Here is a 14,421-nt window from a genome sequence, read left to right as displayed (position 1 = left end):
CATAATTAAATTTTTCTCCTCTAAATTTTTTATCATTCCCAAAAAAAATATGTTAAAAATCAAGGAAATTTAATTAAAACTAAACATAGAATGAATAGTTACTTAAAATATTAATTAATTAGTTCATATAAAGATAATTACAGAATGAATTACAATCCATTTAATAATAAGAGTATAACAAATTAAAATTTCCCCCCCCCCCCCCTTTGGTTAGAGTATGAGTGATAATATTTGAAAATATTAGTTAAAATTAGTTTTAGTAAAAATAAAAAAAAAGTAAAAAAGTGGGAGATTAAGTAATTTATTCTAATATGAGTGTACTTACATTTTTAGATGTGTTGTATCTACTGTTTTCTCCACATATAACTGTAAGTTCATATTGTTTGTTTTTGTAGTTTGTTAAATCTAGGTTTACTTTTACTGTTCCATTGGTTGCTTTTGTATTTATAAGTGTTTTTCCATTAAATTTTATACAAACTTTATTTTCACCAATTAGGTCATTGTTTTTATCATCTGTGAATTTAAGTGTGATTGTTGTATTGTTTGTTCTTTTAACGCTTGTAGGTACTTGTTGTGCTTTTGGTGTTGTTTTGGTAATTGTAAGTGTAGTGTTTGTTTCTGTACGGTTGTATGTACTACTTGATGCTACAGCTGTAAGTGTGTAGTCTTTAGCTGTGTAACTTGCTGGCATGAGGTATTCAATTGTTGCAATACCACCAGTTACATTTGCAATTAATGTGTTACCACTTGAATCTTTTAGTGTACATCCATTAAGTTTAAATATTACACGACCAGCATTAACAGGATTACCGTTTATGTCTGTTACATTAGCAGTTAAGAGTACTTTATTTCCATTTAGAGTGGTTACAGGGTCTACAACAACATTTACATCATAAGGTGCAATTGTAAGTGTTGCTGTATTATTTGCAACTGTACATATGTTATTTCCATTAAATGTTGCTGTAATATTATATTCACCAGGTTTATATGCACTTGTATCGAATGTTGCTTGTGCAATACCATTACTTATAGCAACTGTTTGGTTCATATCACCAAGTGTAAATGTTACATTTCCATCATATATAATATTACCAATTTCATCTATGATAATTGTTGTAGCTGTCGTTTTCACACCATCATTTGTAGTATTAGCCATTAAGAGTTTAGAATCTAATTTCTCTACAACTGCTGTAGTTGTTTTACTCCATACTCTATATTTAAGTTTTGGATCTTCAAATGTTGCTTTTATGATGAGTGAGTTTCCATCTGTTGGTTTAATTGTATAATTTATTGTTGCTGTTTTGTTAACAACATCAACTACTCCTATTTCTTCATCATTAATTGTAAATATGATATGTCCTGCTTGTTGGTTTGTTTGTGCTGTTATTGTTATTGTATGATATGCTTTAATATCACCTGATGTTGTAAGTGATCTTATTAGTACTATTGAACCTATTTTTGCAAAATTATATCTTACTTGATTATTTATTGTATTGTTTTGGTTTTCTTGTATTACTGCTAGATCTCCTTGTAATGATCCTGTTGTTAATACATTGTATGTTACATTGTTTCCTATACTTTCTGTTATGTTTATTGCATGTCCTATTAGGTTTTTGAAGTTAATTTGGTTGTTGTATATTTTATTATAGTGTGAATCTATTATTTGTACTGGTGTTGTATTTAAATTATCTCCTCTTAAAGTTAGTCCTTCTATTTTGTTATAGTTTGAATTATTTTCAAGTTTTAATAATATACTTGCAGGATTTTCCTTTGCTCTTATACTTCCTGATATTTTGTTATATGATGAATTATTAAGTATTATTCCTTGGAAATCTTCAGTGGAGTATGAATCGTATTGATCTGGTCTTATTATATTATTATTTGAGTTATTAATTATTGCTCCTGTTGAATTTAATCCACTAAGCCATAATGCACTTGAATGATTTAGTATTGTGTTGTTTGTATTATCAAGTAAAAATCCTAGTGCATGATTATAATTATAAGATCTTATAATATATTCTAGTTGTATGTTATTTTTGTTTCCTGTTATTTTCATTACTGTTAAATTTGATTTTTCATTTGTAGCTGTTGAAGTAATTTCACCTTCAACTCTTATTGTATTGTTATTTCCATTTATTGTTATTATTGCATCAGAGTCATCTTTAGTAATGTTTATTTCATCTATTTCTAAATTACAATTATTTGCATTTATCATAATTTTTGTATAATTTTTAAATGTTATTCCGCTTATGCTTGTATTATCTGCGTTTATATTTACTGTAGTGTTAAAGAATGTTATTGTATTTCCTATTATGTTTATTGGCTTGTTAATGTTTAGTGTTTTATTATATAAGTTTCCTGTTGCAAGTATTAAACTACTATCAGGGACATCAATAAGTAAGTTACCATTTTTATCAAAGTATTGATTATATGTTGCTTCATTAAGATAGAAGTATGTTATAGATTCAGGGGTATTATCTATTACTTTATTATATTCCATGTTTAAATTTAATACACTGTTATCTCCAAGATATTGGGAATATAATATATTATTTATAACTCTTGTATTTTGTGATGTTTCATCTATAATTACAGAATATGTACCTGTTGTTGAAATATTACAACTTGTAATATTAGTTTTAGTACTGTTATTTATCATTATTGGTGCTTTATTTTCATTTTTATTTAAGACTTCTATATTATTAGATCTTATATTTGAATTTTTTGAGTTATTAACTACTATTGCTATACTTTCAGTACCTTGAATTCTCATTGAATTGGAATTTATATTAGAATTCATCATGTTATTTAAGACAATTCCAATGGAATTGTTATTATTTACATAAATATTATTATCATCTAATGTTGTATATGATGATAAAGTATTATTTGCTAGTATTATTCCGGTAGAATTTTCATTATTGATAGTTATAGAATTATATCTGAAGAAATCTTGATATGAACTATTATAACTTGTGTTGGCTAGTTTAAATCCTACTGAATTTACTCCTAGTATATTTAATGTATTATATGTTATTGAAGCTTTTTGGTGTTCTAATTCTATTGCTATTGTTTTATTTGAGTTTGTTGTTATTGTATTATGATCTATAATTATTATTGCTGGTTGACTATTTGTTGTTTTAATTACTTGTGAATTACCTGTAAAATTATTGTATGTTATTGTTGCTGTTTGTTTTAATGATATTATGTTTATTGTTGTTATATTGTTTTTTCCTGTTGTTTTTATATTATTATTGTTTATTTCAACTGTATTTGCATCATTTATATCTACAAAGTTTGCATTTGTTGTGATATTACAATTGTTTATTTTATGATCTCCAATTCCAAGTTGTATTGCTGTTTTATCATTATTATTTTCAACTGTTATATAACTCATGTTGAGTGTTGATCCATCTTCAGCTTTTATTGTAGTATTAACTAATTTTGCATTATTATGATAATTTGTTATTGTTATATTCTTATTATTTGAAATTATCATATTTTTGTTTGTTAATGTTCCATTTACTAAGAAATGAATATCATCTTCTGAAGCTAATTGTTTTATTGTTCCATCTGTGTTAAAGTATATGTTAAAGTTACCATTTGATAATACATAGTTTTTATATGTTGGTACATTCAATGTTATATTGTTTATTTTACTAGTTTTTACTGCTTCATTTCCAACTAGAATATCTGCAACAAGTGTGTTGTTTTCAATTGTATTGTTTTCTCCATTTAATACGATAGTATATTCATTATCTGTTACTAAGTATGTATTTCTAACTTGTGCATTGTTATTTGATGTTAGTATAGATTGTTGGTTTGTATTTGTAATGTTAAATGATAATAGTTCAATATCTGCTGTTGTTTTTATTGTTACATTGTATGATGTGAATTTTCCTTTTTGAACGATACTTATTGGTTTGTTAAAGTTCATATTTTTATTATTAAGTGATCCTATAACTTGTATTTGTTCAATTTCACTATATGAATCGAGTAAGTTTCCATCATCATCAAAGAATTTATAAAATGTTTTATCATCTACTTCTATTTCCTTAACTTCTGGTTTGTTATTTTCAACTTTATTTGTAAGTGATGTATAGTTAACAGCACTGTTTCCTTTAAGAATTTTAGATTCAAGATAGTTGTCTGATATTGTATTATTTTTATAATCTTTTAATTCTATTGTGAAATCATCAATACTTGTTGTAATATTATTTCCTGAAATTATATTGTTATTTCCTGATACTGTAACTGCACGTGTAAATGTATTGTTTGTTATTACAGAATCATGTCCACTAAATTCCATAGCTCTTGATTGTGAACCTTTTACATTTAAAACTTTATTTGAATTAATGTAGTATTTATAATCACCTAATAATTTAAATGTGACTATGTATGGATTTGTGTTTGAAAGAGTTGAATATATATTTGATGCTACAGGTGAGTCAATTGTGTTATTTGTAATGTTGATTATGAAACTTTGATTTCCATTAAATATTATACCAGTTGATTTATCAAATACGTTATTTATAATAGTATTTTGGCTTAAATCACCATAAATATCAATTTGATCATTATTTGTAAAGTAACATCCATCAATTATTGTATTAATACCACTAAGACTAATACTTTCAAAGAAATTACTATTTTGTGTATTTATTGCTATTCCACTTCCTGATTTATATGAACTTCCTCCATCATATCCTCTGTTGTCACGTATTGTTGAGTTTATTATTGTTAGGTTTTTATCGTTTGTTATTGTTCCCCAACGTGCAAGATTTTTCTGGAAAGTACTGTTTATTATTAAACATGTTCCATTGTTATATATTCCTGCTCCATAGTTTCCAGTTGTTGCTCCTTTACGATTTGATTCAAAGAGACTATCTGTAATATTAATGTTTGCTCCTTTATTGTTTCTTATACTTGCTCCTACTCCACCATGATTAAAGATAAAGCTCACATTATTTACTGCTAAGTTACCATAGTTATCAACTGTTGCTGTTTTATATGCAGCGATACTTGCTCCTCCTTCATTCCAACAGTTTTTAATTGTGAAATTGGATATTGTTATAAGTCCATTACCTTGTGTTATACTCATAGCCCAGTTACCTTTTCCATTTGAATATGGATGCCATTCTATTCCTGATCCCCAGTAGTATTCACCATCTGAAAGTTCTTCTTTAAGTGTATAGTTTACTTCTCCATCTATACTTGAATTTCCTACTCCTATAAAGTTTATATGAAGGTTTCCTGGTACTGTAAGGTTTGTATTTCCTACTCCTTTGAAGTTTCCATCTAGGTATATGGTTGCTGATTGTTTATTATTATTTACAGTATCTATAGCTTTTTGTATTGTTTTAAATGGTGCATCTTGAGTTCCACTGTTTGTATCTGATCCAGTTTGATCTGATACATAGTAGTTATTTATTACTTCATCTGTTTTTGTTGTTTTTGTACTTGGTAGTATTAGTTTTGTTTTTATTTCTATTCTGCTTTCTTTATGATTATTATTTTCTCCATATATTGCTAATACTTTTATTTGACGGTTGTTCCAACTTTTTGGTATTGTGAAGTTTACTTGGGTTTTTCCGTTTATTTTTAGGTTTTGTAGTGTTTTTCCTTCAATTTTTACACATATTTTTCCAGTCTTTACTGTGTTTCCTTTTTCATCACGTGGATCTACATTTATTTTAAGTGTATTTCCATCAATACTTGTTGTTAGATTTGTTTTTGTAGCGAGTTTTTCAAGTTTTAGTGTTGAATTTACGCGTGCTTCTATAAATTGGTTGCTTCCACCATATGTTACAGTTAGTATGTAGTCTTTTGCTGAGTAGTTTTCTGGTATTGTGTAGTTTAGTTTTGCTGTACCTAATTTAATGTTACTATGTCCTATTGTTTTTCCATTGATTTTAAATGCAACTTTTCCATCTGGTATATATTTATTATCTGATGTTTTAAATGTAGCATTTAATACTATTTTATCTCCTGGTTTTGCTGTAATATTATTAAATTCAACATTGCTATGATCCCATACTATTTTTGCAACTTCTATATTTTCTATATATAATGTTATGTTTTCATGGTTTTCTGGAAGTTTGCTAGTATCTATTGTAAGTTTATATCTGTTTTCAGGTGTAAATTTAAGTTCTGTTGTGTTTATAAGGTTACTTGATGATTTTAACTGTAATGATTGACCTCGTCCAAGATTAGTAAGAGGGCCGTAATAATCATCTGTATCAGTTAAACAGTAAATTGTTATATTTTTTGTTTTTTGGTTAATTACTGGTAATTTTTTACCATTTGCCATAGCTTCTAGTATAGAAGGTTCTGAATTATCCATGAATAGAACTGAACCAATATTTAGCTTTGTTGAACCAGAAAATGATTTAAAAATATTTGGTTCACTTGTGATGGCTGTGTTATTTTCAAAAATGCAACCTATGAGATTAGGACTTATTTTTCCATAATTTGCACCATTATAAAGTCCTACTGCTCCTCCATAATTTCCAGAATTATTAAAGAAATTACAATTATTGATATTTAAAGCATTATAATCATTATTAAAGATAGCTCCTCCACATCCTTTAGATGATCTTGATATATTTGAAATTGCTTTATTATTTCTAAATTCACAGAATGTAATATTAATAATTACGCTAGATGAACCTCCTGTACAAATTGCTCCACCATTACCTGATTGATAATAATGTTCTGGTTCTAAGTCTATTACACTGTTATTTATAAAGTCACAATTATATATTATAGAATTTGAATAACTATAAATAGCTCCTCCTCTAACATATCCGGTTATAGTTGAAGCACTGTTGTTTATGAATTTTGAATCATAAATTGAAGTATTTGATCTTATACTTATTGCTCCACCACAAGAAGTAGAATTAATGTTATTAGAAGCTTTGTTATTTATAAATTGTGTGTTATTATAGATGGTTATTGAATTATCATATATTGCTCCACCATCAGTGCTGTGTCCATTTGTGAATGTGATATTGTTAAATTTTATTACTTGGTTTGTATTGTTAAGATTAAAGAGTCTTGTCTTATTTTGTCCATCTAATATTGTTTTATTCATATCTTGACCATTAACTGTTATGTAACGTGTGTCATTTGATGGTTTTGCTTCGAGTTCTTCTTCAAATAAGTATTTTCCATTTTTTATGTTTATTGTATATTGTGTTTCGTTGTTTCCATTTTCCTGGATGTTATTCCAGGAGTTTTTAAGTGTTTCATAGTTGTCTATTGTGTAAATTTCTGTTCTTTGTTCTTTTTTGGTTTGTTTATCTGCTTGTTTTGTTTTTTTAGTTGGGTTTTTATTTGTAGTTTTAACATCTTGTGATGTTTTTACAATTTTACTACTTATCATATCATGAGTATTATCAGCTGTGTTATCTGATATGGTTGTTGTGTCATTTATATCAGTTGCTGAGAGCGCTCCTATTGATATACAAAGAAATAGTAGTATTAATCCTACGAATAAAAACTTACCATTCTTATTCATAAAAAATCATTTTCCTCCAAAAATAATTAAAAAATACATAATTAAGTTTTCTTTTTTCAATTTTATCATTCTAAAAAAATATGATAAAATTCAAGAAAATTTAATTAAAACTAAACATAACATGAATAGTTAAATATTATATTAAATCATAGGTTATAAAATGATAATGCCTATAGAAGTAATGGGGCATTTTACAATTTATTTCTTTTCAAATTATTCTTACCCCCCCCCCCCGGTTATGGATTTTTATGTGAAAATATTTTATAATATTTCTCTAAAATTTCCTATCTTTTCTTAATTGTTTTTTTCTCTAAAACTATGAATTCATCATAAATAGAATATTTAACGCTTAACTAACTACTTTAAGTTATACAATAATAAGGTATAAACTCATAGAAATATACTATAAAATATGAACATTGGTAGGTTTTGTTAAATAAAAGTTTATTATAAAAAGAAGATAAATTAGGAGGGGATTAGTTTTTCACGCTCTTATTTGATTTTAATTTTTTTTGTGGGTATTATTTTAATGTTATGTGTTTGTAGAAATATTAGCATTGCTATTGTTATGAATGATTCTGTTATTACAAAGCATACTGCTATTCCTATTACTCCATATATTGTTATTAGTATTATTGCTAGTATTATATTTATTATTCCACCAAGGAGTGTTATTGAACTAAATGCTTTCTGGTAGTTGTGTGTAAGCATGGTTTGAACTCCAAAGACTGTACTTAGTGCTACAATGAATGGTAGAGCTGAGAGTATTTCAAGTAATATTATTGAAGTTGTATATGCATCTCCAAATATGTATATTATTATTGGTTTTGCAAATATGAATATGACTAATGATAGTATTAATCCTACAGTTGCCATAAGTTTTGTAAGTTTTTGTATAAATTGTATGTTTATAGTCTTAGATTTGCTACTTTTTCGACTTACATATGGATATAATGCCTGAGATATTGGTGTTAGTAGTCCATTTGCTGCTAGTACAATTTTTTCAGCAATTGAGTAGTATCCAACCATAGTGTTGTTTGTAAGTAAACCTAGTAGAAATGTATTTGTTGTTGTATATAAGTTTATTGATACAGTTGATATAAATACATGCCATCCCTCTTTTAGCTGATATTTAATATCATCTAGCTTTGGTATTTGAAGTTTAATATTAAATCTTCTAATAGCCATATATAATCCTATAATTCCTACAATAATAAGTCCTATTGAGTTTATTACAGGAACAAGAATGTAATCACTTGTATTATGTATAAATATGAATATTGCAATTGTATATATTAGTTTTCCTATAATATTTAGAATACTTGTATATCTCATATATTCCATTGCCTGGAAAAACCATGTTGGAAAGAGCATGTATCCTATTACCATTCCAAATGTTAAGATGTAGATAAGATAGTTTTCACTAAATTTTGGAATAAATAGTACAATAAGTATGAGTACTATGAATGTTAGTATCATTAGCATACATTTAATAAACATTACACTACTAAATATTCTTGATACTTCTTTGTTATCTTCACGTTTTATTGCAAGTTCACGTGTTGCTGATAAGTTAAATCCATAATCTGTTACTATTTGAAAATATGTGATAAGTGATATTGCATACTGGGTTAATCCAAACATCTCAGGTCCTAGTACCATTGTTAAATATGGTAATGTTATAAGTGGTAGTATGTAGCTTGCAAACTGTAATCCTGTTAGTGAGACTATGTTTTCAAGAATTTTTCTATACTCACTTGTTTTAAGAAATTGTTTTAGTCTTGACATGTTATGTAGAATTTCCCATTTTATTTTATTTTTATTTTAATAAAAAATTTTGTATTATCAATTTTTTTCTTCCCATTTATTGAAAAAAAGGGGGTGTGAGTGTATATTCATTTTTTTTATAGTTTGTTATTATAATTTTTTGTAAAAAATAATTAATATAAATTTATTTTTAATAATAAAAAGAAGTGTTAATAATAATTAAGTGTTTTAAAAAATTAGTGGTGGAGATGTAAATACTACGTTTTTTTTTTATCTAGTTTTGCATTGTATTTACGTAGTAGTTTATTGTTTCTTTTAGTTCCTTTTTAAAGTCGTGTTCACTTTTAAATCCAAATTCTTCTTCTGCTTTGCTTATGTCTGCTACTGAGTTTATAATGTCTCCATCTTGTCGTGGCATGTATTTTGGGTTGAAGTCATATCCCATTATTTCACATATGTATTCAAGTAGTTGGTTTATTGATGTTGTTTTTCCGTGTGCTATGTTAAATATTCCTGTTGCATCGTTGTTTATCATTTCATAGTTTGCTTTTGCTATGTTTTTTACGTATATGAAGTCTCTGGTTTGTTCTCCATCTCCGTATATTATTGGTTGTTTGTCGTTTATGAGTGCTGATATGAATTTTGGTATTACTCCACTGTATGCTGATTCACTGTTTTGTCGTGGTCCAAATACATTAAAATATCTTAGACATGCTGTTGGGAGGTTGTATGTGTTTGTAAATGTGTATGAGTATAATTCTAGCATTGATTTTGATACTGCATATGGTGAGAGTGGTTTTAGTGGTAGTGTTTCTGTGTTTGGTAATATGTCTGTCTCTCCATAGACCGCTGCAGAGGATGCTGAAATTACCTTTTTGATTCCTGATTCACATGCTGCTTTAAGTACTCTATATGAACCATTTATATTTACTTCATTTGTTTTTGTTGGATGTTTTATACTTTCAGGTACACTTATTAGTGCTGCTTCGTGAAATACATAGTCATGTCCTAAAAATATACTTTTTAAATCAGTAGTTGTAATATCTGCACATTCTAATTGTATCTTATCGTGATCTAAGTCTTTTAAATTTTCTATATTGCCTGTTGTCATATTGTCGATGATTGTTACTTGTGATACTCCATTGTCAATTAGTGTTTCAGTGATATGTGATCCTATGAATCCTGCACCACCTGTAACAACACATTTTATGTCGTTCATAATTAGCCCTCGTGTCATCTTATTTAATTCTTTATTCTTCTTATATTATTCTTTTAATTGTTAATTATTAAAATAAATTATGCTTCTAAACTACGTTATATTTAAGTTTTAGTGTTCTATAAACACTTGTAGTATTACCTTTATAAAGCTCTATTTTAAGGTCTTGATTATCACCAATGTTTGATGTTGATGTAAGATAGTATGGTGTTATTTCTTCTTGGTCATTTTGCAGTGTTTTATTATACATAGCTTGAATATATCCATCTTTTTTTATTACTATTGTATAATTCATCTTCGCATTTTCTTTGTTTTTTATTCCAATATTTATTTTTTCAATTGAATACTGGGATACATTGGTAGGATAGTCTGTTGTATTATTGTTATGATCAAGAATATAAAATTCTGTATATCCTTCACCCTGATTTGGGTTAACTACCATGTAACATACACAAACAATAGCTAATATAAGTATTATGATGAGTGCTGCTTTTATAATCTTATTAACTATTTTCATAAATATCAAAAATTTCCTGTTTTTTGTGTATTTTTTTTATAATTTCAAACTTATTTTTTTCTTAATTAATTTGAGTGTTGAAATATTTTATTATAAATTAATATCTATCTTTTAATATAGATAAGTATATAATATAAAAAAATTTTTTTTATTTTTTATAAAAAGAAAGAATTATAGATTCACATCTTCTTTTATTTTTATTTATAAAAAAAAAGATTTAAAAAAAAATTGACCTAAAAATAAATAATCTAGGGGAGTTCTAATATATTATGGACAAATTTTATGTAACTGATTGTGAAGGACCTTTATCAATAAATGATAATGCTTATGAAATAGCAGACTTCTTCTTACCTGATGGTGGAGAATTTTTCAGCATACTAAGTAATTATGATGATATACTTGTTGAAAAACAAATACCAAACTACATGGCAGGAAGTACACTACGCTTAATACTACCATTTTTCAAGGCTTATGCACTTACAGAGCGTGACTTGATTGAATTTTCAGAAGATCATATTCACATGATTGATGGTGCATATACAACAATTAAATATGTACAACAACTAATGCCATCATACATTGTAAGTACAAGCTATAATCAGTATATTGAAGCTTTATGCACAAAGACAGGTTTTAACTATAATAATACATATTCAACAATACTAAATCTTGATGAGTATGAATTAGATATGAATGATCAGGATAAACTACTTGACATTTATCAAAACATATTACTTGATTCAAGCTTTGAAAACCTAAATCATATATTTGATGATATAATATCTAAAATGCCAATTAATAAGTTAATTGAATCTGTTAAGCCTGTAGGTGGAATAGGAAAACGTGATGCAATAGAAGATATTATCAAGAAAAATAATTATAAACCAGAAAATCTGATGTATAGTGGAGATAGTATAACAGATGTTGAAGCATTAGAATATGCAAATGAAAATGATGGTATTGCAATATCATTTAATGGAAACATACACTCAATAAGTGCTGCTAACATATCAATTGCATCAGATAATAACCTGATACTTGCAGTAATTGCAAATATCTTCAAAGATAATGGTACAACAGGTGTGTATGAATTTATCTATGAATATAATAATGACCCACTAGGTGCGATATTATCTAATATGGATGATAATTATATAACACAACAATTACTACTTTCAAAACCATCAATAAAATTAGTAGATGAAAATAAGATAAATGATCTGGTAGATGAAAGTAAACAAACACGAAATAAGGTTCGTGGAGTAAATATATCAAATCTAGGATAAAAAAAATAGAATAATTTTAATCAGATAAAAAAATAAGTAATAAATAATAAATGTGGAGGATTTAAAGCATATGAATTTTAAAATAGATGATACATACTGTGAAGCATTCACAGGAACATGTATAAGAATGATAGTAACAGCAGAAGATCAAAGAACAATTGATAAAATAGCAGCAGATGCAACAGCAACACCAGGAACTGTAATAGGAAGAACAGAATCAGGAGTTGAAAGATTCCTATCAAAAGATGAAACACCTGATAACAGACCAGGTGTAATCATACAATTTTGGTATAATACAAAAGACTTAGATAAATTTGATAAAGAACTATCATTTAGAATAAGACAAGATATACTTGTAAAACCATTTGTTAAAATATTTGATGCATCAATTGATCCATTTGACTATATTGATACAACAGAACATGTTGGACATTGTGGAGATGGATATGAATGGACAGAAACAATAGATGAAAGAACAATGATACGTGTACCAATTTGTGTACCAGACTTCTATATTGAACAAAAACTTGGATGTATGGAAGGTATTATGGGTGTTAACTTCTGGTATTGTTGTTCATCAAAAGAAGCTGTACTTAAAGGTGGATATAAAGCACTTGATGCAATAGCAACAGTTGATGGAGTATGTACACCATTTGACATATGCTCAGCAGGATCTAAAGTTGAAACAAATTACCCTGAAATTGGTCCTACAACAAATCATCCATACTGTCCATCACTAAAAGAAGTACTAGGTGATGAATCTAAAGTAAAAGATGGAATAGAATATATACCAGAAATAGTAATAAATGCATTAACAGTAAAAGATGCTAAAGAAGCACTTAAACGAGGAATTGAAGCACTTGATGATGTAAATGGTATAATTGAAGTATCAGCAGGAAATTATGGTGGAAGTCTTGGAAAATTCAAATTCTACCTAAAAGAAGTACTAGGTGATGACTAATTACCATTAATTTGATCTCCCAGAAAAAAAGTATGAAATAACTTAAAAATCCCCTTTTTTTTCTTTTTTTTATCTATTAATATATAAAAAAATATAGGAAATTAATAAAAAAAAAATAATGTGGAGGACTTATAGATAATGAAATTTGACATAATAGGATGGGGAGCATTAAATATCGATAGACTTTGTAATGTAGATGATTATGCTCCAAATGATGGTGAAACATTTATTAACTATGAAACTAAGTCATGTGGGGGTTCAGCAGCAAATACTATAATAGGAATTGCAAAACTAGGACTAAACACAGGATATATTGGAAAAGTGGGAAATGATTCAAATGCTACTATGATGCAAAAATACTTAGAAGATAATAATGTGGATACACAACATTTACTTGTTGATAGTGATGGTGAAACAGGTGAAGTAATAGGATTTGTAACAAAAACTGGTGATCGTAAATTATATGTAACACCAAAGAGTAATGATGATATTACATATGATGAAATAGATCTTAATTACCTTGAAAATACAAAAATATTACATCTTACATCATTTGTAGGACATAATACTACTCATTCAATAGATACACAACTTGAAGTACTAAAAAAACTACCAAGTAATGTGAAAGTATCATTTGATCCAGGAATGATTTATATTCAAAGAGGACCACTATTTATGAATCAATTCCTAGAACATACAGATATCTTACTTATTAATGAAACAGAACTTTTAATGCTTACTAAAAGAGATACATTAGAGGATGCTGTTAATATGATAAGTGACATGGTTGAAATTCTTGTTGTTAAAAGATCAACAGATGGTTCATACATTAAAAAAGGTGATGAAGAATATAATATTAATATTTTCCCTGTTGATGCTATTGATACAACAGGAGCAGGTGATGCATATAATGCAGGATTCCTATATGGACTATTAAATGATTATACACTTCGTGAATCTGGTATTATTGGAAGTTTTATTGCAGCAAAATCAACCACAAAATCAGGAGCAACTGAGGCAATACCAACAATTGATAGTATTGATATTGGTGAGATAATTAAAAAATATTAAATTCTAAAAATAACAAAATTAACATTATATAATTAGATTTAAAAAAATAGTATTATTTTAAAGAATAAACAATACAACTAAATA

General features: G+C 27.1%; 7 protein-coding genes. 3 read left to right on the top strand and 4 right to left on the bottom strand.

The window, feature by feature from the left end; all coding sequences use genetic code 11:
• Window positions 1-301: 301 nt before the first annotated feature.
• The 4 genes from MSCUN_RS08510 to MSCUN_RS06100 form a co-directional block, all read right to left on the bottom strand.
• Complete coding sequence (locus tag MSCUN_RS08510; RefSeq protein WP_095609142.1) at window positions 302-7,519, bottom strand: hypothetical protein; 7,218 nt, start codon at window positions 7,517-7,519, stop codon at window positions 302-304.
• A 492-nt stretch (window positions 7,520-8,011) separates the two neighbouring features.
• On the bottom strand, window positions 8,012-9,307 hold the full coding sequence (locus MSCUN_RS06110; RefSeq protein WP_095608765.1) for a flippase: 1,296 nt from the start codon (window positions 9,305-9,307) through the stop codon (window positions 8,012-8,014).
• Window positions 9,308-9,560: 253 nt separating this feature from the next.
• The gene (locus MSCUN_RS06105; protein ID WP_095608764.1) at window positions 9,561-10,505 is read right to left on the bottom strand and encodes an NAD-dependent epimerase/dehydratase family protein; all 945 of its coding nucleotides are present in this window, start codon (window positions 10,503-10,505) and stop codon (window positions 9,561-9,563) included.
• 85 nt (window positions 10,506-10,590) lie between these two features.
• Window positions 10,591-11,019, bottom strand: coding sequence for a DUF1616 domain-containing protein (locus MSCUN_RS06100; protein WP_095608763.1), 429 nt, complete (start codon window positions 11,017-11,019; stop codon window positions 10,591-10,593).
• 269 nt (window positions 11,020-11,288) lie between these two features.
• On the opposite strand from MSCUN_RS06100, the gene MSCUN_RS06095 reads away from it, so the two are divergent.
• From MSCUN_RS06095 to MSCUN_RS06085, 3 genes are all read left to right on the top strand, one after another.
• A complete protein-coding gene (locus tag MSCUN_RS06095; RefSeq protein WP_095608762.1) occupies window positions 11,289-12,305 on the top strand; it encodes a hypothetical protein in 1,017 nt (338 codons plus the stop codon).
• A 70-nt stretch (window positions 12,306-12,375) separates the two neighbouring features.
• On the top strand, window positions 12,376-13,266 hold the full coding sequence (locus MSCUN_RS06090; RefSeq protein WP_095608761.1) for a formylmethanofuran--tetrahydromethanopterin N-formyltransferase: 891 nt from the start codon (window positions 12,376-12,378) through the stop codon (window positions 13,264-13,266).
• Window positions 13,267-13,404: 138 nt separating this feature from the next.
• On the top strand, window positions 13,405-14,337 hold the full coding sequence (locus MSCUN_RS06085; protein ID WP_095608760.1) for a carbohydrate kinase family protein: 933 nt from the start codon (window positions 13,405-13,407) through the stop codon (window positions 14,335-14,337).
• Window positions 14,338-14,421 lie beyond the last annotated feature (84 nt).

The sequence above is a fragment of the Methanosphaera cuniculi genome (assembly GCF_003149675.1).
Taxonomy (GTDB): domain Archaea; phylum Methanobacteriota; class Methanobacteria; order Methanobacteriales; family Methanobacteriaceae; genus Methanosphaera; species Methanosphaera cuniculi.
The sequence above is the reverse complement of the archived record's forward strand: the minus strand, read 5'-3'. Positions and strand labels throughout refer to the sequence as shown.

Excerpts from the sequence above, each read along its gene's own strand:
- MSCUN_RS06110 (WP_095608765.1), bottom strand. The coding sequence starts at position 9,307 with ATGTCAAGACTAAAACAATTTCTTAAAACAAGTGAGTATAGAAAAATT.
- MSCUN_RS06100 (WP_095608763.1), bottom strand. The coding sequence starts at position 11,019 with ATGAAAATAGTTAATAAGATTATAAAAGCAGCACTCATCATAATACTT.
- MSCUN_RS06095 (WP_095608762.1), top strand. The coding sequence starts at position 11,289 with ATGGACAAATTTTATGTAACTGATTGTGAAGGACCTTTATCAATAAAT.
- MSCUN_RS08510 (WP_095609142.1), bottom strand. The coding sequence starts at position 7,519 with ATGAATAAGAATGGTAAGTTTTTATTCGTAGGATTAATACTACTATTT.
- MSCUN_RS06090 (WP_095608761.1), top strand. The coding sequence starts at position 12,376 with ATGAATTTTAAAATAGATGATACATACTGTGAAGCATTCACAGGAACA.
- MSCUN_RS06105 (WP_095608764.1), bottom strand. The coding sequence starts at position 10,505 with ATGAACGACATAAAATGTGTTGTTACAGGTGGTGCAGGATTCATAGGA.
- MSCUN_RS06085 (WP_095608760.1), top strand. The coding sequence starts at position 13,405 with ATGAAATTTGACATAATAGGATGGGGAGCATTAAATATCGATAGACTT.